The sequence below is a fragment of the Aporhodopirellula sallentina SM41 genome (assembly GCF_000346505.1).
Classification (GTDB): domain Bacteria; phylum Planctomycetota; class Planctomycetia; order Pirellulales; family Pirellulaceae; genus Rhodopirellula; species Rhodopirellula sallentina.
Genome location: NZ_ANOH01000030.1, coordinates 1 through 22,052, shown reverse-complemented (window position 1 = coordinate 22,052; position 22,052 = coordinate 1). Strand labels below are relative to the sequence as shown.

The 22,052-nt window shown below is 57.0% G+C and carries 17 protein-coding genes and 2 pseudogenes; 9 read left to right on the top strand and 10 right to left on the bottom strand.

The features are described 5' to 3' along the window. Both RSSM_RS01435 and RSSM_RS01430 read left to right on the top strand, forming a co-directional pair. A partial coding sequence (locus RSSM_RS01435; RefSeq protein WP_044300519.1) for a DUF1559 family PulG-like putative transporter occupies positions 1-649 on the top strand: 649 nt, incomplete at its 5' end. Positions 650-957: 308 nt separating this feature from the next. Beyond that, positions 958-1,155, top strand: coding sequence for a hypothetical protein (locus RSSM_RS01430; protein ID WP_008673705.1), 198 nt, complete (start codon positions 958-960; stop codon positions 1,153-1,155). A 115-nt stretch (positions 1,156-1,270) separates the two neighbouring features. On the opposite strand, the gene sugE is transcribed toward RSSM_RS01430, so the two are convergent. Beyond that, positions 1,271-1,591: a quaternary ammonium compound efflux SMR transporter SugE gene (sugE, locus tag RSSM_RS01425; protein WP_008673703.1), complete on the bottom strand. Its 321-nt coding sequence runs from the start codon at positions 1,589-1,591 to the stop codon at positions 1,271-1,273. A 656-nt stretch (positions 1,592-2,247) separates the two neighbouring features. On the opposite strand from sugE, the gene RSSM_RS01415 reads away from it, so the two are divergent. Both RSSM_RS01415 and RSSM_RS01410 read left to right on the top strand, forming a co-directional pair. Beyond that, positions 2,248-5,277: a PSD1 and planctomycete cytochrome C domain-containing protein gene (locus tag RSSM_RS01415; protein WP_008673700.1), complete on the top strand. Its 3,030-nt coding sequence runs from the start codon at positions 2,248-2,250 to the stop codon at positions 5,275-5,277. Positions 5,278-5,342: 65 nt separating this feature from the next. Beyond that, entirely contained in the window at positions 5,343-6,779 is a 1,437-nt protein-coding gene (locus tag RSSM_RS01410; RefSeq protein ID WP_008673699.1) for a DUF1501 domain-containing protein, read from the top strand. 276 nt (positions 6,780-7,055) lie between these two features. On the opposite strand, the gene RSSM_RS33540 is transcribed toward RSSM_RS01410, so the two are convergent. Further along, on the bottom strand, positions 7,056-7,226 hold the full coding sequence (locus RSSM_RS33540; RefSeq protein ID WP_008673698.1) for a hypothetical protein: 171 nt from the start codon (positions 7,224-7,226) through the stop codon (positions 7,056-7,058). 315 nt (positions 7,227-7,541) lie between these two features. Between RSSM_RS33540 and RSSM_RS35375 the strand changes: the two are divergent. The 4 genes and pseudogenes from RSSM_RS35375 to RSSM_RS01395 all read left to right on the top strand — a co-directional run. Continuing rightward, positions 7,542-7,952: pseudogene (locus tag RSSM_RS35375) on the top strand (fasciclin domain-containing protein); the annotation flags it as partial. Between the two features lie 48 nt (positions 7,953-8,000). Next, positions 8,001-8,420: pseudogene (locus RSSM_RS35370) on the top strand (fasciclin domain-containing protein); the annotation flags it as partial. A 311-nt stretch (positions 8,421-8,731) separates the two neighbouring features. Next, positions 8,732-9,343 (top strand): RNA polymerase sigma factor, encoded by a 612-nt coding sequence (locus RSSM_RS01400; RefSeq protein ID WP_008673695.1) that lies wholly within the window; start codon positions 8,732-8,734, stop codon positions 9,341-9,343. Further along, on the top strand, positions 9,340-10,164 hold the full coding sequence (locus RSSM_RS01395) for an anti-sigma factor (protein WP_008673693.1): 825 nt from the start codon (positions 9,340-9,342) through the stop codon (positions 10,162-10,164). The genes RSSM_RS01400 and RSSM_RS01395 overlap by 4 nt, the downstream gene beginning before the upstream one ends. A 173-nt stretch (positions 10,165-10,337) precedes the next feature. Here RSSM_RS01395 and RSSM_RS01390 read toward each other — a convergent pair whose 3' ends face one another. From RSSM_RS01390 to RSSM_RS01365, 6 genes are all read right to left on the bottom strand, one after another. Beyond that, positions 10,338-11,129 (bottom strand): flavodoxin domain-containing protein, encoded by a 792-nt coding sequence (locus RSSM_RS01390; protein ID WP_008673691.1) that lies wholly within the window; start codon positions 11,127-11,129, stop codon positions 10,338-10,340. Positions 11,130-11,168: 39 nt separating this feature from the next. Further along, a complete protein-coding gene (locus RSSM_RS01385) occupies positions 11,169-11,975 on the bottom strand; it encodes a DUF4198 domain-containing protein (protein WP_008673690.1) in 807 nt (268 codons plus the stop codon). A gap of 114 nt (positions 11,976-12,089) precedes the next feature. After that, the gene (locus tag RSSM_RS01380) at positions 12,090-12,623 is read right to left on the bottom strand and encodes a DUF2271 domain-containing protein (protein WP_008673688.1); all 534 of its coding nucleotides are present in this window, start codon (positions 12,621-12,623) and stop codon (positions 12,090-12,092) included. Between the two features lie 64 nt (positions 12,624-12,687). Then, positions 12,688-13,344, bottom strand: a complete 657-nt coding sequence (locus tag RSSM_RS01375) for a PepSY-associated TM helix domain-containing protein (RefSeq protein ID WP_008673687.1) — start codon at positions 13,342-13,344, stop codon at positions 12,688-12,690. A gap of 23 nt (positions 13,345-13,367) precedes the next feature. Beyond that, positions 13,368-14,393 (bottom strand): DUF1559 domain-containing protein, encoded by a 1,026-nt coding sequence (locus RSSM_RS01370; RefSeq protein WP_044300513.1) that lies wholly within the window; start codon positions 14,391-14,393, stop codon positions 13,368-13,370. A 467-nt stretch (positions 14,394-14,860) separates the two neighbouring features. Further along, entirely contained in the window at positions 14,861-15,649 is a 789-nt protein-coding gene (locus tag RSSM_RS01365) for an ABC transporter ATP-binding protein (protein ID WP_008673683.1), read from the bottom strand. Positions 15,650-15,983: 334 nt separating this feature from the next. Between RSSM_RS01365 and RSSM_RS01360 the strand changes: the two genes are divergently transcribed. After that, complete coding sequence (locus tag RSSM_RS01360; RefSeq protein ID WP_236620871.1) at positions 15,984-17,642, top strand: enterochelin esterase domain-containing protein; 1,659 nt, start codon at positions 15,984-15,986, stop codon at positions 17,640-17,642. A gap of 115 nt (positions 17,643-17,757) precedes the next feature. On the opposite strand, the gene RSSM_RS01355 is transcribed toward RSSM_RS01360, so the two are convergent. Together RSSM_RS01355 and RSSM_RS01350 are read right to left on the bottom strand one after the other, a co-directional pair. Next, positions 17,758-20,553 (bottom strand): FtsX-like permease family protein, encoded by a 2,796-nt coding sequence (locus RSSM_RS01355; RefSeq protein WP_008673680.1) that lies wholly within the window; start codon positions 20,551-20,553, stop codon positions 17,758-17,760. Then, positions 20,550-21,314: an ABC transporter ATP-binding protein gene (locus RSSM_RS01350; RefSeq protein WP_008673678.1), complete on the bottom strand. Its 765-nt coding sequence runs from the start codon at positions 21,312-21,314 to the stop codon at positions 20,550-20,552. The genes RSSM_RS01355 and RSSM_RS01350 overlap by 4 nt, the downstream gene beginning before the upstream one ends. Between the last annotated feature and the right edge of the window lie 738 nt (positions 21,315-22,052).

Genomic DNA, 22,052 nt, shown 5'->3' with positions numbered 1-22,052 from the left:
CCCCTACTCCAACACGTCGCCCTTCGACCGCACGGCTGCCGAAGACGCCCGGGCGGCATGTCGAGGTTTCTTCATGCCTCGCCAAAAGACAAACTTCCGCGACTGCCTCGACGGTTTGTCCAACACGATTGCCATGGGCGAGATCGCAACCGACCTCGGCGACGAAGATGTTCGCACCAAAGTCCCCAACGTTTCCGGCTCGCCACACATCAACCACATCCGCCAAAACCCGAGCTACTGCCTCGACAACGGTTTGATCGATCCCGAGCGACCAAGCTTTTGGGCACCAGGCAACACGGGGAACACGGCGATCGCCGGACGCGGCTTCCGCTGGGCATCACACATGCCGTTCTACGGTTCAGTGATGACCATCCTGCCGCCCAACCGCGAAGTCTGCATTCAGTCCAACGGCTACAACACCCGTTGCATCGCCGGCGTTTCGAGCCGACACCAAGGCGGTGCCCATGTCTTGATGGGAGACGGCGCCGTGCGGTTCGTGACCAACTCGATCGAAGCCGGCAACTCGCGAGCCGGCATGGTCTTCAACATCAGTTGGGCCGCCCAACGACCGGGAATCGCAAGCCCATACGGTTTGTGGGGAAGCCTCGGGACACGTGCTGCGAAAGAGATCATCGACGCGGAATTCTAACGCGTTCGGAATTGGCCACGCCCAATCCCTGTCACTGAGTCCGCAGGACGACGTTCAACAAAACGACGACGTTCAACAAAACATCGACGTTCAACAAAACATCGACGTCCAATAAGAATGGCGACGTCCATCAAGAGCGTCGACGTGCGTCAATCGTTGAGGCTGGATTCGTCAGGATCCAGCCTCTCATTCGGTAGTGACTGCTTCGTGACATGAATGAAATGCTTGTCCCGATACGCTACTCAAACCAACAACCAAGATCCAACCGACCAACGCTTGCGTTTTACTTTCCACAAAGGAACCTCAATATGAAATCGATTCCACTTGCCGCCATCGTCATGGCGACCCTCTTTGCGACCGGCTGCGGCGACGAGCAAAACCGTTCGGTCGTTGACCTCGGCGACAAGGAAGCCATCGCATCTTACGAAGAAGCCATCCGGGACGCCGAACGCGCGATGGAAGCCTCCGAAGCCACCCCGGCTCCCGAAGTCACACCAAACGACTGAGTCAACCGCAGTCGGCGGTTCCCTTTCCGCGTCGACAGGCCCACTCTTGCGTCAACAGGCTTGACGCATGTTTAGGAAACGCGATTAATTTTCCCCCGATCAATCGCGACTTCGATCACGTCGGTGTGGTGTATTTCAAACCGATGATCCCGACGATGATCAGCAGCACGAACAGAAACCGAATCGGGCTCGCTGATTCGCCGAACAGTGCAATGCCCAGCAACACCGTGCCGACCGTTCCGATTCCGACCCAAACCCCATAAGCGGTTCCCACCGGCAGAGTTTTCACGGCGATGCCTAGCATCGTCATACTGATCACCATTGCCGTGACGGTCAGCAACGTTGGAACGATCCGACTGAATCCGTCGGTATACTTCAACCCAATCGCCCAACCGATTTCAAATAGTCCGGCGATTACCAAAACCAGCCATGCCATCGACAGTCTCGTTTCTCATAGGCAGGGTCGTCCCTGAATGGATCGTGGAGCGGTGAGGTCGTCCTCACTTCCGTCATGTCAGACGTCGCAACCGCAAAAACGGCACAGTCTTCTCTTGCACCTTCTCGGCCACGCGACGGGAATCCCATACGTTAACAACGTATTGAATTTCGACAACGGCTTGACGACCACCACGAACGCCCGGTTCCGCGTCGGCATATTCGCGCCCCGCAGAGCATTCGAACAGATTTCGCGATCGAGATCACACGATTGATGCTGCGGCGGGCCTAAGTCACTGCCCAACAAACGCAGCACGTTCTCTATAGGCTTTGCAGCGTTTTTTTTCTCACACATTGCTCGCCGCGCTGAGTTGTTTTCACGCTTCGCTTTCGACTATGTTGAACGAGTGTTAAATGGGAATGCCGTGACGCCTGCGTGGCGAAACGGTCATCATTCATCGAGTCTAAACTACGCTGCATGATCAGCGTTCGTCTCGATCGAGTCACCGTTCAACGCCCCCGCCCCCCGCCGACACCTCCTGCCTATGCACTGATGCGTTCCAACGCTTCAGAGTCCTGCCCCCGACGACGGTTTCGACAGCCGTATCAATCGCCCACGCTTTGCTTCGCTCGACGAATTTCATGTGCCAACGATCTATGAAAGAACATCTTGTCCCCTTTCTTTGTTGCCTGGTAATCGGTCTCGCGGTGATTCCTGGCGTTACGTGGGCAAACGAGAGCGACGCCACGACGGTGGTTTCACAAACGACCGAAATCCGTTTCAACCGAGACGTCCGTCCGATCCTTTCGGATAAGTGTTTCGCCTGCCACGGTCCCGACGCCGATAACGCGGCCGGCGGTTTGCGACTGGACAACGAGGAGGACGCGATCGATTTCGGTGCAATCACGCCCGGCGATCCCGACGACAGCGAACTGGTCAGCCGCATCCTTTCGGATGACGAAGACCTGTTGATGCCCCCGGTTGATGCTCACAAACCCCTAACCGCCGAAGAGCGCGAAACCCTGATTCGCTGGATCGCCCAAGGCGCACAGTACGAAGCACACTGGGCCTACGCACCGTTGCATTCCAGCGTTGACCTGAAAACAGACGACTGGTTCGACCAACTCATTCGCCAAAAATGGGCCGAAGAGGGAGTCACCCCCGCGCCTCTGGCCGACCGAGTCACGTTGATCCGCCGGATCAGCATGGACCTGACGGGCATCCCGCCAACGATCGAAGAGGTCGACGCGTTCGTGAACGATGAGTCACCGGAGGCGTACGAAAACCTGATCGATCGTTTGCTGTCGTCGCAGCGATACGGTGAACGCATGGCCGCATACTGGCTCGACCTCGTGCGGTACGCCGACACCGTGGGATATCACGGCGATCAAAACATCTCGCAGTGGCCGTATCGCGACTACGTGATCAACGCCTTTCATGACAACATGCCCTATGACCAATTCATCCGTGAACAACTCGCCGGTGACCTGCTGCCTTCGCCGACCACGAGTCAACTCGTCGCATCAGGCTACAACCGTCTGAACCAAACCACCGAAGAAGGTGGCGCGCAGGCCAAGGAATACCTCGCGATTTACTTCGCCGATCGTGTCCGCAACGCTTCGCAGGTCTTCATGGGGTCAACGCTTGGTTGCGCTCAGTGCCACGATCACAAATACGATCCGTTCACGGCGAAAGACTTCTACGCGTTCGGAGCCTTCTTCGCCGACATCGAAGAACGTGGCGTGTACTCCGCCCGGTCACGTCCTCCGCTGCTCAAACTGCCGACCGAAGAGCAATCGCGACAGATCGCGAGCCTGAAGAACGCGATCAACGACGCACAACAGGAACGCGATCAACTGAAGCAAAAACTCATCACCGAACTCGATCATTGGACACCGCCGACAGAGATCGGTGTCGATCGCGTTTGGGTCGACGATCGCCAACGCCCCAAACGCACGCACCGAGGCGATTGGCGATACGTGTCTTCCGAGTCCGATCCGATTCAGTCCGGTACCGCCTCTCGCTTTCAAACCAATGAAGCACTGGTGCAGCACTTTATCGAGAACGCGGCGGACCGGATCACGGTCTCACCCAGCACCAACTTCTTCGCGTGGGTTTACCTGGATCCGGAAAATCCCCCCAAAGCGATCATGCTGCAGTTCAACGACTCCAAAGGATGGTCACACCGAGCGGTCTGGGGCAGCGATGACATTGTCTACGGACGCAACGATGAAGATTGGGAAGGCTACCGTCGCATGGGAGCGTTACCGCCGAGCGGACAGTGGGTTCGTTTGCAGGTGGACGCGACCGAAGTGGGGTTACTGCCGCAGGACACCGCGAAATCCAAACCAAAAACCACCACCGTCAACGGGATGGCCTTCACGCAGTTCGGTGGCGCGGCATGGTGGGACGAAGCCGGATGGAACGAACGCACTCCGGATGCCGTGATGAGCGCGTGGCAAACGCCCAAAGCAGAACGCTCTGACGAACAAACCAAAACCCTTGAAACGTTCTATCTCTCGCTATCCGCACCGCTCCAAGAAAAGAACTCTCGAATCGTTCAACTGGAGAACGAACTAGCCAAAGTCGAACGAGACGTCCCCACCACGGTAGTCAGCAAATCGGTGAAACCACGCACGATTCGCATCCTCCCACGTGGAAACTGGATGGACGACAGCGGTGAAGTCGTCGATCCCGCCGTTCCCGAATTCCTCGGCTCGCTCGATACCGATCAAGGCCGCGCCACACGGCTCGATTTAGCCGAGTGGCTCTGCCAAGAGGACAACCCGTTGACCGCTCGAACGATGGTCAACCGTTTATGGAACCTCATGTTCGGTCGCGGTATCTGCACCAGCGTGGACGACTTCGGCGGCCAAGGCACGTATCCCTCTAATCCCGATCTGCTGGACGCGTTGGCGATCGAGTTCATCCAATCGGGATGGGACATCAAACACATCATGAGGACGATCGCCATGAGCGAAGCCTATCAACTGAGTTCCCGCTCAACGGCTGAACTCGATGAACGCGATCCTTACAACGACCTATTTGCTCGGCAAGGTCGATTCCGAATCGATGCCGAGTATGTCCGCGACACCGCGCTCGCTGTCAGCGGTTTGTTGGTTGAAAAGGTGGGCGGCCCGAGCGTTCGGCCGTACCAACCCGAAGGCTACTACGCCCAGTTGAACTTCCCCAAACGCAAATACGTCGCCGACAACAACGACTCCCAATACCGACGCGGCGTTTACACGCATTGGCAACGCACGTTCCTGCACCCGATGCTCAAAGCGTTCGACGCACCGAGTCGCGAAGAGTGCACCGCACAGCGAGCCCGCAGCAGCACACCGCTGCAGTCGCTCACGCTGCTCAACGATCCGAGTTTTGTCGAAGCGGCACGTGTTTATGCGACTCGCGTGTTGACCGAATCGACCGGTGACACCGAAGAACGCATTCGATGGGCGTACCGAAACGCGATCTCGCACGCACCCGACGATGAAACCGTCGAACTGCTCGCCGAACTCTATAACAACCATCTCGCTCATTACGAGAAGTCACCCGAATCCGCAAAACGTTTGATCGTGATCGGAAACACTCCGCCCCCCGCGGACGTCGAACCGACGGAGTTGGCGGCCTGGACCAGCGTCACGCGAACAATCTTCAACTTGCATGAAACGATGATGCGTTATTGAGGCGTCGTCGAACTGTTCTGCTTCCTACACATCGCTTTCATCTGACACGCAACTTTCGATCTCTCATGAATCACCCAAACCTGCAGCACGCCAACCTCGAGTTAACTCGGCGAACCTTCCTGCGTCGAACCGGAATCGGATCGGCTGCATTGGCCAGCCTTCTGCACCCGGAGTGGATCGGCAGCGCCATGGCGAGCCAAGCGAGTGACCACGGAGGAACTCCCGAACTGCCGCATCATCCGCCACGAATCAAACGCGTCATTCACCTTTGCATGGCGGGCGGACCGAGCCATCTGGAAACGTTCGACTATAAACCGACGCTCGAGAAACTCGACGGCAAACCCATGCCCGCCTCGGTCACCGCCGGTCAACCGATCGCGCAGCTCCAAGGCAAGGAGTTGAGGGTCATGGGACCGCAACACCCGTTTCAACCGCGTGGCGAAAGCGGGTTGATGATGTCGGATGTCTTCGAACACATGTCGCACCTCGCCGATGACATGTGTGTCCTTCGTTCGATGTATACCGAGCAAATCAATCACGACCCGGCACACACGTTCTTCAACACCGGCACCGTGATCAGTGGCCGGCCTTCGATGGGTGCGTGGGTGCTGTACGGCCTCGGTGCCGAGACCGAAAACCTGCCCGGCTACATCGTGCTGACCAGCGAAGGAGGCGGCCAAAGCCAGCCGATCAGTTCGCGGCAGTGGCACTCTGGTTTCCTACCGAGTCAATATCAAGGCGTGCAACTGCACTCAACCGGCAGCCCCGTGCACTACGTTCGCAACCCCGATGGAGTCACGCGGGAACAGCAACGCGAAATCATCGACACGGTTTCAAAGATCAACCAACGAAGGCACAGCGAACTGCGTGATCGTGAAATCGCCTCAAAGCTTTCGTCCTACGAACTCGCGTTCCGCATGCAGGCATCGGTTCCGGAACTGACCGACATGTCCGACGAACCGGCCAACATCATCGACATGTATGGCTGCACGCCCGGGGACGGCTCCTTCGGCAGCAACTGTTTGCTCGCGCGCAGGCTCGCTGAACGGGGCGTTCGCTTCATCCAGCTGTACCACCGCGGCTGGGACCATCACGGGGGCGTCAAGAAGGGAGTTGCGCGAACCGCAAAATTGGTCGACCAAGGCACCGCCGCGCTGATCAAAGATCTCAAACAACGCGACATGCTCAAAGACACGCTCATCATCTGGGGCGGTGAGTTCGGCCGCACACCGATGGCACAAGGCGACGGCCGCGACCACCATATCAAAGGATTCACGACCGTCATGATCGGCGGTGGCGTCAAAGCAGGAACCACGTACGGAGCAACTGACGAGTTCGGCTACAACGCGGTCGAAAACAAAGTCCACGTCCGCGACTTCCACGCGACGATGTTGCACATGCTGGGAATTGACCACCATCGTTTCACCTACAAATTCCAAGGCCTCGATTTCCGCCTCACCGGAGTCGAAGAAGCCCACGTGGTCAAAGACATCTTGGCATAACCGCCGCAGCGCCCCACCCACCCATTCGACTGGACGCCCAAGATCCAAACCGCAACCGGCGACACAGCAACCCCGCGTGCGCCGTAGAGTCCCCTTCCTTCTCAAGACTTTCTGCGTAACCCAATCTCGGAAAACGCTATTTGCAAACCAACTCGCTCGAATCGGGTAACCAGAACAGTCAACAGGTTCGCGTCGGGAGCGGTGCGTTTTGTACCCTTTTGGTTTGTGGGGAGAACTTGGAACCCCAGCGATGAAGGAAGTCAGCGATGAGGAATTCTAGGATGCCGCGGTCGTGCGACTTGTTGATAGCGACTCGCTCGCTGTGACGCCAACATCGACTGGCAAAGCATCCAACTGCCGCATCGCGGCTTTTGTACTGACCTGAATCAATTGCCCCTGGTTTGGCAATTTGGACCAGGGGCCTCCGTCTTGCGTGAATCGTGCCATGGGCAGCATTTTGAAATTTGACGTATCCCGTTTCGCAGCTGGATTCGCCTGAATTCAGACCACGGAAGTCTGCCGACATTGGATACATCAATCGCAGAGACGCTCACGCCCAATTTGAGCACCTTTGCCGCGACCAGTTTGCAGTGCCGCGGGATGCGAGAAATTGCGGATGCGGGAGATTCAAAGAAAAGATTTTAAATAGTTGCATCCGTTTTGTTTCCTTGTGCGAATACGTTTTCGACTCGGCCAGTCCCTTCGTTCATCCGAACGCAGGAAACGTCTTTTGAATCGAAACTGAAACGAAGCACAGGAAACATGAATACTCTCAAACGCTACTGCCTTTCCGCAGCAATCGCCGCCCTTTCCGTCGTCAATGCTCAGGCAGCAGACATCGTCGACACCGCCGTCGGTGCTGGATCTTTCCAAACGCTCGTCGCTGCCGCCAAGGCCGCAGGGTTGGTTGACACGCTCAAGAGCGATGGTCCTCTGACCGTCTTTGCACCGACCGATGACGCCTTTGCGAAACTTCCCGATGGCACCGTTGAAACGCTCCTTAAACCAGAGAACAAAGCGAAACTCGCCGCGATTTTGACCTACCACGTCGTCCCCGGAAAAGTGATGGCAGCCGACGTTGTTAACGTCAGCGGTGCGAAGACGGTTCAAGGCCAACAGGTGGACGTCAAAGTCGACGGTTCGAACGTGATGATCGACAACGCAAACGTCGTCAAAACGGATATCGAGTGTGACAACGGTGTTATCCACGTCATCGATTCGGTGATCCTGCCCGCAGACAAGAGCGTCGTTGAAACCGCCGTGGCCGCAGGTTCCTTCAAGACCCTCGTCGCTGCCGTGAAGGCCGCCGGATTGGTCGAAACACTCTCGGGCGACGGTCCGTTTACTGTTTTTGCACCGACTGACGAAGCATTCGCGAAACTGCCCGAAGGTACCGTCGAAAATTTGCTAAAGCCCGAGAACAAGCAGAAGCTGATCGACATCCTGACATACCACGTCGTCTCAGGACGCGTCTATTCGAGCGACGCGGTTGCCGCCAAGACCGCGAAGTCGCTGCAGGGTTCGACGCTGACGGTCAAGGTCTCCGATTCCGGAGCAATGATCAACGACGCCGGTCTGGTGAAAACCGACATCGACGCAACCAATGGTGTGATCCACGTGATCGATTCGGTGCTGTTGCCGCCGGCCAAAGGTGCCAACGCTCAGCAGGTGATCCACGGTGCGATTGCTCAAGGTTCGCAGTTGTTCAACGCCGGACACCACGACGCCTGTGCGAACCTGTATAGTCAAACAATGCATCAACTGATGGATACCGATTTGGATCCTTCGCTGCGTCATCACCTGACCAGCGTGATGCAGACCGCGAACTCGCAACACTGCCCAACGACGCGTGCCTGGACTCTCCGTCATGGCATGGACCAAATGTACGCTCGGTTGGCAAACAAATAGAGTTCTAAGTTCTTGGATTGTCAGGTCTCTTCGGAAACACACTTGTGACAGATTCGGTATTAGCCCGCATTGCTGCTGGTGACCGTTCCGCGGTCGATGATTGTCTCGATCGCTACGGTGGCCTTATCTGGTCGTTGGCAAAACGCTGGATCGGTAATGTGGATGATGCGGAGGACGCCGTCCAAGAGATCTTTGTGGAACTATGGCAACAAGCCGGACGATTCGATCCGGCTGTTGCCGCCGAAGCAACCTTCGTTGCCATGATCGCGCGTCGACGCTTGATCGACCGCAAAAGAAAACAAAGCAGGACACCGGCGATGGAGCCGATCGTCCCTGAAACCGTCGACGCCAGTATTTCGTGCGACGTCGATGAGCAATTAGTTCACGGCGAAGAAACCGCTCAAGCAAAAGAATGTCTTGAGAAGCTTTCTTCGACACAGCAAAAAGTATTGAAGCTTTCCGTCCATCATGGTGCTTCACACTCAGTGATCGCCGGAAAGTTGTCGCTGCCTTTGGGCAGTGTGAAATCGTATGCCCGTCGAGGGCTTATCCAACTGCGTGACTGCATGCGTCGGTGCGACGATACAGAAAGCACGCCCGCCGTCCTCAGCGGTGGAAACATTTCAGGAACAACCACGTTGGGGAGCCAATCATGACATCCCCAACTCCACTGTCGCCCTCGGAATGGGAAGAATTGTTGGCCGGCGAAGCCTTGGGCGATCTCAACGCCGAAGAACTCGAACGTCTCGAACAGGGTGCTCCCGACGAGCGAACCGAAACGCTCGACGACCTGCGGCAGGTCGCAGCATTGCTCGACTTGACCTTCTCCGCTTCGTCGCGCGAAGAGATGCCAGAACGATTACGAAGCCAAATTCTTGCCGACGCACCGAAACATCTGCCCGTCGTTCCGCGTGAGGCTGTAGTCGCCGAATCTCAATCGACTCGTCAACCGTCATCGAACCTTCCGACACGCGAGTGGATTGCTTGGATCGCCGCAGCCGCTTCGTTGTTGTTCGCAATCGGCACGTGGATGACAAGTGACAACGGTACGACGCTCGATCCTGCTAACTCACCGGTCGCGGTCACCGTCGAAGAAGCGCGAGAAGACGTGCTTCTTGCCGCTGATCAAATCACAGTCGACTGGGCACCTGGCACGACGCCGTTCGATGCGCCGGTAGACGGTGATGTCGTTTGGAGCACGTCGCAGCAGGCTGGTTACATGCGATTCGTGGGAATGCCGGTCAACGACCCGACCCAAGAGCAATACCAACTGTGGATCATTGACCCCGCTCGCGATGACGAACCAATCGACGGAGGCGTGTTTGACGTAACCAGCACAGGCGAAGTCATCGTCCCCATCGACGCAAAGCTGACCGTTGTCGACCCAGCCGCCTTCGCGATCACGATCGAAAAACCCGGAGGAGTCGTCGTGTCCACGCAAGAACGCCTACCATTGCTGGCCCCCGTCAAAGGATAAGAATCCCCCCATCATGAGCCGAACGTCCACTAGGCAAACCAACACGCCAAAAACCCGAGTGCTCACGCACTTCGGCTCACTCAAACGCACGCCCCCCCGTAGTGGATCTTGTTAAAGATCCCCCACAAACATTCAACCAAAGCCTTCAGGCAACCCGCGTCAACCACCGCCTTCTACAACGAAACGCTATCGCGTAGTTTTCCACTCATCGACATCACCGGTGCACCGACACCAAGCCGATCAATCTCCACGGTGTCGCGAACCTTCTCGCGTTTCAAAACTCGCTCGCCGACCAAGGTTTCCCAGCGCTCGATCGCTTCCTCGTCGCGATCATCCACCTCGATCATGTCAAACAAAGGTGACGCTCCACTGTCGAGAAGCCAGCGGTTGATCTGCCGGCCGAAAGCGCAGTACTCGTCGTATTCACGGTCGCCGAGTGCCAGGACACCGAATCGCAGCGAGCTGAGATCTCGTGACTCACTCATGCTCGTTTCGGCAAAGTCATACGCATGATCCGGAGGCTCGCCTTCGCCCGCAGTACTCGCGACGATCAAAACGACATCCGCCCGCGACCAGCGTTCCTCATCAGGCTCTTCGATACCTGCCAATTCTGCCATCACGCCCGAACGTCCGAGTTGTTCCACGGTCTCAGTCGCCAATTCCTCCGCCGTTCCGGTTTGGCTCGCGTAAAGAACTAACACATCGAATCCGGTGGCTCCCTCACCTTCGAGACTCGACCCCGCATCACTATTGCGTGTCGATGCCCTCGTCCCGGCAAACTTGAGCAGAGACAGCAGACAAATCACCAAGTACGCAGCGGTCCCACCGATCGCCCACGCCCATTGTTTTCCACTGGGCGAAGCGACCCACCACTCTCCTTGCGTCCACCAAAGCAGAGCAATCGCCCCAGCGGTAATTCCACCGAGCGAGAGTACGCTGAGGAGATCGATTGCTCTTCGAGACATTTTCAACGTCCGCGGTTCCTCAAGTTACTTTCCTGCAAATTACTGTGGCAAGACTTCGAGCGTCGCGGTGTAGCCCAGTCGGCGTGAAGTCGCCTGGGGGATACTCGTGTCTTCGTCCGACGTGCTCGTGGACAGCCAATACATTCCCGGTTCACTGAACGAGATCGCGAGTTTGCCTTCCGCGTCGGTAGTCAGTTCGGTTTCTTCTTGCGTGTTGCGATAGCGAGTGCCGCCTTGAATGACCGTCACTTTCAAATCGCTCGCGGGTTCACCGTTGACGAGCATCTGAAACTTAGCCGTTTCACCGGCGTAGAGATCGTTCGGGTGCGTGATCGGAATCAACTCGATACCGCGACCGCTGGCCGTCAACGCCTCGTTGGTTGGACCGCCGTTGGTCACAAAAGTTTCAACCCGCGTGATGCTCTCGGTAATCTGAACGTTCTCGGCGTTCTCAGGAATTCCAGTCGCCAACTCGTCTGCACTGCCACGCCACCGACGTCGCTCGCCGTCTGCCATGAAACTCGCGAAGGCGCCGTCCATCACGACGGCGACTCGGTAGGTGCCACGCTGCGTTAGCGGCAGATCGAAGACACTGCGATACTTCAGTTCGTGCTGATTTTCGGCTTCCACAATGCTGCCGTTGGGCGCGACGATCTTCAGGCCCCGCAGAGTAAGTGGGAAATGGTTGAAATAGAACAAGTCATTCGAAACCGCCGCGTCCACCGTCAACCAAGGATCGTTGCCCGAAAACGCTGTCTGCGAAGGCAGCAGCCAAATTTTGTGGGCAAAGCCGGAAACGGGAGCGACGACACAAGCCAACAAGGTGGCAATCAAAAACCGATGCATGGATAGGTACCTAAATAGTGCTTGGGAAAGTGAATGGAGTGAGTGATCGGACGTGGTCACAGTGGCGGCTACATTGCTCTCGACCATGATTCAGGGAACTGGGTGAAAATCGGTTTACTTGGGCGAACCAGCGGACAAGACAACCTCGCCCAACTCGTCGCTTCCTTGCGCTTTCATTGACTGTCCGGCAGAAAGCGGCCATTGAAAGGGAATGCTAACGACCTCGCGACCGCCGACCTCGCGGGACGCTTCGACGATTAGCTCATATTTGCCTGCCGAAAGAACTTTGAAACGCGAATCGGATACCGGCAAACTGATCGTGTGTTTGCCCGCCGGACGCGACGCCCCCGAAACACCGTCGACCGGCATCTCCAGACTGCGTCCCGAACGCCGCCACCACTGACGCAGATCGGGCAACCATTTCGTGCCGGCTCCTTCCTTCGAATCCTTCATCTGATACCAGACGGCGATGTTCGCGACCGCCTTGCGGTTCGAGTCTTGTATCCAAACGGCGATGTAGGGACGGTGATACTCCGACACGTTCAGCTTCGGGATCTCTACCGAAACGTCGAACGTTTTGGGAGCCTCATCTGCGTAAGCCGCGACGGAGAAGGCTACCGTGACGAGCGTACAAAGCAATCGAGTCATGGTGTTCCTGTTCTTGGTGTAAAAGTTCTTATTCAATGTCTGTGTTTTTATCACTGTTTGTGGATCAGTGGATCAGCAGTACCGCGACGATGAACGGCGCGATGAATCCGAGCCCAACCAATGGCCATGTCATGCGTCTCCGGCGAGCGTGCTGGATCAACAGCAACAATCCAGTGATGCAGAATACCAACGTCGCGATCGCAAATAGATCCAATGTCCATCGCCACGCAGGCCCGGTGTATCGTCCTTTGTGGAGATCGTTCAGGTAGGAGATCATTCCTCGGCGAGTTTCCTCGAATTCGATCTCGCCGCTTTCTCGGTCGATCGCGAGCCAAGCATCCCGGCCTGGACCGGGCATCGAAAGATAGACTTCGTCGTCAGACCATTCCGCTTTGCGAACACCGATCGAATACGAGGTTTCGTCGCTCAGCCACTGCGCGACTTCGCCGGGTAACGCCGCCTCGTCGTCATGCTTCTGCTGGTTCAAAACGGCACGCAAATCAGATGGCAACTCGGTGAGAATCGACCTCGTCTCGGGTTCCGTTTCGATTTGCGATGCATGGTTGAGCGTGATCCCGGTGATCGCAAACAACAGCATTCCGACAAGACTCACTGCGGAACTGATCCAATGCCACGCGATCAACGTGCGTCCCCACGACGAGGCTGACTTGCCTCGCCGCGATGGCGTCTTCTCGGGTGTCTCTGCGGGTGCGTCCGGCATGCTTGGGCTGCAACTAACTCGAACTACTCCGAGGAAACCGTTTTGACTTCGCGACCGTATCGCGTCCAGCTCGCATGCCAGACGTCGCGGTCAATCGAATCGGTCACGTTACGAACGCTGCCGTCGACTAAGCAAACTTTTACCAGCCCGGTGTGGTTGCTACGAGCCGCCGTGATTTTCGACGAACCGTAAACAAGATCGGGCACGTTGCTGTTAGGAGTCATCCGGCCGTTGATGACAGGACCGTTCGGAACGCTACCTCGCAGCCAATAGTGGTTGCGGTCTCCGGTCCACGAATCAATGTATGGCATCACATTATCAATATTTCCCGCGTCGGTTTGCTCCGCGAGCGTGGTATCAATGGCGACGTTCGCCGCAGCCCGCGAGAACGAGACATCCATCGCAGGTGTCGGGGTCGCCTGAGTCAACCCGCCACCGATGAGCGTTTCCGCAAACGCGATCGTGTTGCTCGTCCCATCGAGCACGTCACGAAAGCCGACCTTGGCGCCGATCCAGCAAAGTCCGTCCGAAGGCGATCCGTTCCCGGGGTGGAACACACCATCGAGTCCGCTGCCTTGGTTCATCGAATAGCTGCTGCCGGCGACCTCGATCGTTGCCCCTGACGACATTTCGATGTGGTGCAGGGTCCCATTCACATCACTCGGGCATTCATACGTCGGTACCCGAGTGCCTGCCGCTTCGTGCAGTTCCACGGGCAGATCAACCAACGCCGGGTGCCCCATGTAGATATCAAAATCGATCAGGTCTTGAATCTGTGCCTGTTCAATGAACGGCAACACCTTGGCAAACGGCGAGTAATCGCTTGGGTACCCGCTCGGCCATGTGTAGCCGTTGTTGGGAAACTTCCCGTTGTAAGCAGACGCGTAGTTATGCATCGCCAACCCGATCTGTTTCAGGTTGTTGCTGCACTGCATCGAACGAGCCGCTTCCCGAGCCGCTTGCACTGCGGGCAAGAGTAGCCCAACGAGAACGCCGATGATGGCAATCACCACCAACAACTCAACCAACGTGAAGCCGCGATGATTCATCGGCTGCGTCGAACGCAAGCGAGTCAAACCGGTTGGATGGACAGAAAGATGGCGCAAACGCCAATGGTTTTTCAAACGAAACATGCGTGTTTCCAGCCAAATGGCACACGGGAAGGGAATATCCTCAGAGAAGCGTCGTTTCGCCAACGCGGCGAAGGCTGTCTGAGATAAGGACCGAGCGTGGCTGGCTAAAGGGCATGAAAACCCGTCGCTTGCTTCGTCGCGACCGCAATAGTGCTGTTGCGAATCATTCGCATTATGCGAATAGGTCTGGTCCTCTACAAGGGTGTACGGTTCGTAAAATTCTAATTTTGAGCATTAATGGTCGGTGCAGCACTTCGTCTGGAGCATCCATGAACTGGCATGCCGCGATCCAACTCGCGACGCCCAGAACGCCCGGCTGATCGAGCAACTCTGAACGACAGACCGCTGCTCAACAGGTTGCAACTCGCCAGTCGGCACGCCAACTAAGGACTGCCAACCAACTGCTGCCCGACAAATTGCTGCCCGACTAATTGCTGGTAATGTGCGGCGAGTGAATGAGCGTCTCGGTGATCGGCCGTCGCGAACTCGCTCAGTACCGCGCCGTCCCTCAACACCACCACGCGATCCGCCCATGCGGCGACGCTCGGTTCGTGCGTGACGACGACAATCGTTCGACTTTCACGATCGCAAAGTTGCCGCAACAACTCGCAGATCGATTGCCCGGTCACTGAATCAAGGCTGCCGGTCGGTTCGTCGGCGAACATGATCGCAGGGTTGGTGATCAGAGCACGCGCGATCGCGACCCGCTGTTGCTCTCCCCCACTGAGCGAATCAGGACGATGTCCGAGTCGATCGGCAATGCCGAGTTGTCCTGCAAGCTCCAACAAAGTGGAATCATCAACGTCCTTGTGACCGGCCGCATAGAGCGGAAACAGGATGTTGTCCCGCGCCGTCAACGACGGAATGAGGTTGAACGCCTGAAACACCAAACCGATCCGACGCCTGCGAAAATGGGTCAACTTTCGATCCGACAAAGACGCCAGCGCTTGCCCGTCAATCGTCACGGTGCCGGTCGTGGGCCGAGTCAGTCCGGCCATCAAGTGCATCAACGTGCTCTTGCCTGAACCGCTTGCTCCCATCACTGCCACGAACTCGCCGGGCTCAATCGACAAGCTCACGCCACGAAGCGCGGTGACTTCTCGATCGCCCTGACGATAGATTTTGCTGAGTTGTTCAACGCGCGTGATTTCGGGGTTTGAAGAAGCGTCCATCAGTGGGCGTGCGTACCGTAGTGTGGGAATGTTTGAATTGAAGATGGCAGCGTGAAGACTATTGACGCGGGGTCAAGGCCGCATTGCTCTCGCCGACACGCGATCACCTGTCGACCATACGGAACGATCCAAAAGCACACGCTGTGCCACACGATGCACTCGCGGCACGCTGTCGCAGGACCAACAACGCTCGACCAAGTCAATTCATGCAAACAAAATCTTTCTGTATCTAAACCAGATGGCTCCCGCGCCCGTCAGCCTATTGCATCGCGGTGGAGAACCCGTCTCGAGAGACCAAATTTTCGCCACAGGGTTGCATCGTGACCTCTACCTGATGAGATACAGCAAACTGATCCGACCACTGAATCGTCTGCAAATCATGCTGAAACCGCTTCTCGTTTTCTCTCTCGTATTAGTCGTTCACTGGCACACGCACGCACTCGGCGAAGACGTTGCACCCTCTACCGAGGAGGCCGCGCATTGCTACCAAGGCAGCTTTGAGTCAGAAAACGCCACCCAAACGATACGACTCGATTTGTCCGCAGGAGACTTTGTTCGCGGATCGATCACCGGCGAGAAAGCGGTCGTCTGGCTGCTCGATTCCAGCCAACGAAAACTCCGTCGACTCGCCCGCGGTGTCGGCCAACGCCAAGAATTCATGTTCGTTGCCGGGCCCGACGGCCCGTATTCTGTCGAGCTGAGTGGACAAACAGGGACAGACTTCGTTTTGCAGCTAGACAGCGTCATCGCGGCTGCGAATCAGAAACTGCCTCCACCCACCCTCGCCAGTCCGCTGCTCGCCAACTTGCAAGAGGATCTCGATGCGGGAGGGAACACCGACGCATTTTGGGAAATGGTTGCCGCGAAGGGTACTCCCTTGGTCGAAACGACCAACGTCAAACCGCCTCTCAAGGAAATGGAAGTTTTGGTCACGTTTCTTTGGCGTGGGGCACGGCGAAATGCTCGGCTCTTCGGTGCTCCTTCGGGTGACCACGACGAAATGCGGCGTCTGGGCGACACCGACGTGTGGTTCCGTAGCTACCGCGTTCCCAGTACGGCGCGGATCAATTACCGCATCGCCCCAGACGTTCCCGAGTTTGATGGAACGACAACGGAACGCCGCCGTGCGATCCTAGCCACCGTGCAACGAGATCCACTCAATCCGAAACACGAACCGACCGATCCCGTCGACGTCTACGACGGAGTCTCCATCGCGGAAATGCCCGACACGTCGCCACAGGCTTGGGAAGCATCCGCGGGCAAGCTGCTGCTCGGTTCCATCCAAACCGAAACTATCTCCAGCAACATTCTGGGGAACACCCGAGACATCCATCTCTATCGCTCTCCGGGGTACGATCCCCAAAGCCCCAACAAAGCGTTGCTTGTCACCTTTGACGGCGATCAATATCGCGATGAAGTCAAACTTCCTTGGATTTTGGATTACTTGGTCACAAAGAACGCAATCCCACCGATCGCAGCAGCGATGATTTGCAACCCCAGCAAAAAAAGCCGTTCCGCTGAGCTTCCGTGCAACGATGATTTTGCACGCTTTGTCGGTGACGAGTTCATGCCGTGGCTTCGAGAGCAAGGGATCGACGCCGCTCGCGAAAAGACCGTGGTCGCTGGAGCGAGCTTTGGTGGACTCGCCTCCGCGTTCATCGGCTGGAAACACCCCCAACACTTCGGCAACGTATTTGCACAATCCGGTTCGTTTTGGTGGGCGCCCGGTGGCTTTGCCGCAAGAGACAAAACCGAACCAGAATGGCTCACCCGCCAATACGCAAACTCCCCCAAACTTCCCATCCGCTACTATCTCGAAGCCGGAACGTTCGAAAATCCAAGCGGCATCCTTCAGTGCACTCGCCACCTCCGCGACGTGCTGCAAGCCAAAGGAAATGAGGTGCACTACAACGAATTCGTCGGCGGCCATGGCTACTTCTACTGGCGATATAGCTTCGCCGACGGCCTCCGGCATTTACTCACCCCAAAGTAACGTCTGCCCCCGTTTACTCTCCGAGTAAAGTATTTTGAAACCCACGTAGGTCAGTCTTCCCAAGACTGACGCATCCTGAATTCCGAGTCTCGGAGAGACTCGGCTACGTGGGGAATCACACGAAATCTTTGCCCGATTGCAGCAGCACCATGGGGCGGGAGCGGCGGATGGACATTGCGGGCCAGGCGGCGGTTAGGATGCCGAGCACGCCGACCAGAATCACGCCTGCGATGATTGGCGTCCAGGGGATCACCATCGGTGGATGCAGGCCGCCAAAGAAGCTCACGTACTGAGCCAGTCCCGCGCCGCACCAACCGCTCAAGATCCCAAAGCCGACGCTCAGCACACCGGCGACCAAGGCGATCATCAATCCTTCGGCTAAGATCGCCCGCGACAGTTCGCTGCTGGTGAAGCCGATCGAACGCAGCACGCCGAATTCCCAACGCCGAGCACGCACGGACGCGACGATCACGTTCAACACTCCGATGCACGCGATCAACAACGTCACCAACGGCAACACGCTGATCATCCACAACCAACGTCTGGCCCCGTTGAGCAACCGATCGCGAATGCTTTGAATCGACACCACCTTGGCACTCACCTCGTTCGTCTCCGTGCCCGGCCCGTAGATCGATTCAACCAACTCCCCGATCGATGTCTCAATCGATTCCACGTCCGCACTGCCGTTGGCGTATGCAAACCAAACATGAGACGCCAGCGGCAAATCGAAATCCGAAGCAACTGAGTCGTAATCGGCAAAGACCAAAGCCGCGGCACGATGCGTTCGCGGACGCAGACCGGTCAGTTTCGTCTGCCAGTGCCAACCTTTGAGTTTCACCGCACCAGCGATCGTGAACACCGCCGTGTTGCCCGCGTCGCGAGGCGGATCCACCGAAAGGGTGTCACCCACCTTCAAACCCGTCTCCTCCAAAAAGTGGTCCGGTACGACGCACGCATGTCCCTCTTTCAACATCGCGACCGCCGACTCAGGGTTCCCGGCAACCCAATCCAATTTCAACAAAGGTTGCACACCGGCGAACGCACCTTCCGGATCCAACCCGACGATGATCACGTTGTCTTGGCGAATCACCGAAGGTCGCTCCGCACTGCCGGTGATGTCGTCCACCAATCGCGGCTGTTCCACCACCAACGGCAAACATCGCGATTCATCCACGTCAGGCAACTCGGCAATCGCATCCACTTTATCAGGCGATAAACCAGGTTTGATCATCGCGATCGCGTCGGGTGTCCAGGCTCCCGGCACAAACGCCTCCAACATGGTAAATCCCCAAACCTGGATTCCCACGAACAACCCCAGACCAAACGCCATCGAAACCGCCGCACCAACGGTTCGCCAAATGTTGTTGGTCACTTGGCTAGCCAGCAACTCAGGATCGATACCAAAAATCCGAGCCAGCAACGGCCCAAACAATCGGTCGACCAAGACAACCACCGACGGAGCCAACACCACGAACCCGATCGCCGTGGTCGCAAAGCTAGCAACCATGGCCACATAGATGCCGCGTTCGCTCGGCGGAAAGACGAACGTCAACAGCGGCCCGATCGCGAGCAATCCCAACCCAAAGACCAAACTCGGGCGAGCGATCTGGTTCGCTTCCGTCAACGATTGACGCGGTGCCATTGCGTCGACTGGCTTCACGCGAGTCGCCTGGTATGCCGGAACGATCGACGCCAACAACGCACCACCAATCGCCGCGAGTGTCGACAGCAGCAGACTGCTCGGACCAAACGCGACGCCATGATATAGCAGCTCGCTGAACAGGCTTTCGACGAATTTCAACAAACCCCACCCCAGTGCGATGCCGGCAATCCATCCGACCACGCCAAGCACGAGCCCTTCAATCACGATCAACAACGCGACCTCACGACGAGTCATCACGACAGCCCGCAGAATCGCATACTGCCGGATGCGTTCGGTCACGCCCATGCTGAGCGAGCAAAAGATGACCAGCATCGCGACCAACATCGCAACACCCGTGGCGGCGTACGATTGCAGCCGAACGTTTTGCGCCGCGGAGGCTTGATCGAGAGCCTCTTCAATCTCGAAGGCTTGTTGGAATTGCAACGGCACCGAATGATCACTCAACCGAGGCGACCACGCGAAACGAAACCGGTTGATATCGGCATCAGGATCGACCGACACGCCCAACAAACTGATTTGAAACGGCTGTCCTGTGATTCGTTCGACCAACGACGCGGGCACGAACGCTTGACCGACGCTCGGTGTCAAAACGGGAATCCCCGCCGATCCGCCGCCGAACAAAGTCGGGGCGTTCACCAGCCCACCAATCTTCACGACGAGCGAACTTTCGCCCGCTTGGTTGGTTCGCGGCAACTCCAACGTCAACGTGTCGCCAATCTTTAGCCCTCGACGTTCGGCAACGTCGGCACGCAACACAACCTTGGGTGTTCCGCTTTTGAGCTCTTCTTCGGTGTTTTGCAACCACTCGCCATCCGCCATGTCAAACGGCGGATGCGGAGCGTCAGTGCCTAGAAACATCAGCGACGGCAGCGGACTATTGGAACCGGATCCCGATCCACCACCACCGTTTGGCATCTCTCCGGGCAGCGGTTGGTCTTGAAATTCAACGACTGCAATGCGGCCCGCCCACATCGGGTCGATCGCCTTCACCGCGGGGTCTTTTCGCAGCGGTTCAATGGCCTCGGCGGGAACAAAGTCCGTCGGCTCGCCGCTGATGGGGGCGATCGCGAGTTCGTATCGACCGAGCGCCAAGTTGGCGTACTCGTCATAGGTTTTATGCAGGGCTTCGTAGCTGCTTGTCACCCAGATGACCATGCTGACCGCGGCAGCGGTGGCAAAAGTCGTGAGCAAGGTTCGTGATTTGCGTTCTCGCAGGAAGGCGAATGCCAGTGATAGACTCTTGCTCATGCGACCACCTCGCCACCGAGAGTCTCTTGGTATTGCCGGGCGACCGTTTGCGGATCGCGGGTGCCGTCGGTTTGGATCTCGGCCAGGTTGGTGCCGTCCTTCAAGACGCAGATTCGATCGGCCCACATGGCAACGTGTGGTTCGTGCGTCACCATCACGATCGAGCGGTGTTGCTCGTCGACTAAAGCCCGTAACAACTCACAAATTTGTGTCCCCGAGACGGAATCCAAACTGCCGGTCGGTTCGTCGGCGAGCAAGATCGCGGGGTTGCAGATCAACGCACGTGCGATCGCGATACGTTGTTGTTCGCCGCCCGACAATGCACCGGGTTTGTGAGTTCGACGCTCGGTCATGCCGAGCCGGGCTAGCAACTGATCGACGGTCGCATCGACTTCGCGGCCCATGCTCTTGGGTGCCGGCAACCGGATGTTGGCTTCCGCCGTTAAGCTGGGGATCAGGTTGTAAGCTTGGAAGACGATGCCCAGATTGTCGCGGCGAAATCGGGTGAGCGGCCCGTCGGCCAGTTCCGACAAGTCCTGTCCCGCGATCGTGACACTCCCGCCGTCGACATCAATCAACCCCGCCATCGCATGCAACAGCGTGCTCTTGCCCGAACCGCTCGCTCCCATGATGGCCACAAACTCACCCGGCTCGACGGTCAGGCTGACTCCATCGAGGGCATGCACCTTCGATGTGCCTTGTTGGTATGTCTTGATGACATTGTCGACATGAAGTGGTTTCGCGGATTGACTGTCGGTCACTGATTCTGAATCCCTGTGTGTGGTGAATGGAGTTTAGCCCCACGTAGGTCAGTCTTTCCAAGACTGATGCAGTCTGAAGTACGAGTCTCGGAGAGACGTCGGCTACGTGTAGGTCAGTTTTTTCATGACTGTGGCATGCTGGAATCCCGAGTCTCGGAGAGACTCGGCTACGTGGATTTACTTTCCCTATTTTGCGTTTCTCAATCCCCGTGCCGCGAACTGTCTTCCGTACGCGGCGAACATTTCATCGCACTCGGTGGTTATTTGGACGCGCAACGATAGCGTCGCGGGGAGTGGGAACTTGTTGCGACCCGCTCTTCGGGGCACGCCGCTCACGTTCGAAACCACACCTGATGCATCGCCGCAAAGCCATCGCAGAATGGGAAATTCCTGGCACTTGCAAGTCGCGTTCCCTGTACACGCCTCCTCCTACGAACCGCCTCGAGCCCCCAACCGCCTCACGCTCCAACGGACGCTACCCGTTTCCCGAAACCCATGTCACCCAACAACTTTTTCTCACGCAACTCCAATGAAGAAAACGTGAGCCCGGCGATAAACGCAAGAACTTTCTGGCGTTTCAACCAACTCGCATTGCAAAAAAACAACGAACTGCTAATTTCTTGTTGCGACTGATTATCAATACCAGATGACAGTCTTTGACGAAGCCAGCAACGCGAATTGATTCGCCCAGCCAGCCACGTTCGATCGCTTCGGGAAACGTATTCCGAAGTCTTTTTT

Excerpts from the sequence above, each read along its gene's own strand:
- RSSM_RS01430 (WP_008673705.1), top strand. The coding sequence starts at position 958 with ATGAAATCGATTCCACTTGCCGCCATCGTCATGGCGACCCTCTTTGCG.
- sugE (WP_008673703.1), bottom strand. The coding sequence starts at position 1,591 with ATGGCATGGCTGGTTTTGGTAATCGCCGGACTATTTGAAATCGGTTGG.
- RSSM_RS01415 (WP_008673700.1), top strand. The coding sequence starts at position 2,248 with ATGAAAGAACATCTTGTCCCCTTTCTTTGTTGCCTGGTAATCGGTCTC.
- RSSM_RS01410 (WP_008673699.1), top strand. The coding sequence starts at position 5,343 with ATGAATCACCCAAACCTGCAGCACGCCAACCTCGAGTTAACTCGGCGA.
- RSSM_RS33540 (WP_008673698.1), bottom strand. The coding sequence starts at position 7,226 with ATGGCACGATTCACGCAAGACGGAGGCCCCTGGTCCAAATTGCCAAAC.
- RSSM_RS01395 (WP_008673693.1), top strand. The coding sequence starts at position 9,340 with ATGACATCCCCAACTCCACTGTCGCCCTCGGAATGGGAAGAATTGTTG.
- RSSM_RS01390 (WP_008673691.1), bottom strand. The coding sequence starts at position 11,129 with ATGTCTCGAAGAGCAATCGATCTCCTCAGCGTACTCTCGCTCGGTGGA.
- RSSM_RS01385 (WP_008673690.1), bottom strand. The coding sequence starts at position 11,975 with ATGCATCGGTTTTTGATTGCCACCTTGTTGGCTTGTGTCGTCGCTCCC.
- RSSM_RS01380 (WP_008673688.1), bottom strand. The coding sequence starts at position 12,623 with ATGACTCGATTGCTTTGTACGCTCGTCACGGTAGCCTTCTCCGTCGCG.
- RSSM_RS01375 (WP_008673687.1), bottom strand. The coding sequence starts at position 13,344 with ATGCCGGACGCACCCGCAGAGACACCCGAGAAGACGCCATCGCGGCGA.
- RSSM_RS01370 (WP_044300513.1), bottom strand. The coding sequence starts at position 14,393 with ATGAATCATCGCGGCTTCACGTTGGTTGAGTTGTTGGTGGTGATTGCC.
- RSSM_RS01365 (WP_008673683.1), bottom strand. The coding sequence starts at position 15,649 with ATGGACGCTTCTTCAAACCCCGAAATCACGCGCGTTGAACAACTCAGC.
- RSSM_RS01360 (WP_236620871.1), top strand. The coding sequence starts at position 15,984 with ATGAGATACAGCAAACTGATCCGACCACTGAATCGTCTGCAAATCATG.
- RSSM_RS01355 (WP_008673680.1), bottom strand. The coding sequence starts at position 20,553 with ATGAGCAAGAGTCTATCACTGGCATTCGCCTTCCTGCGAGAACGCAAA.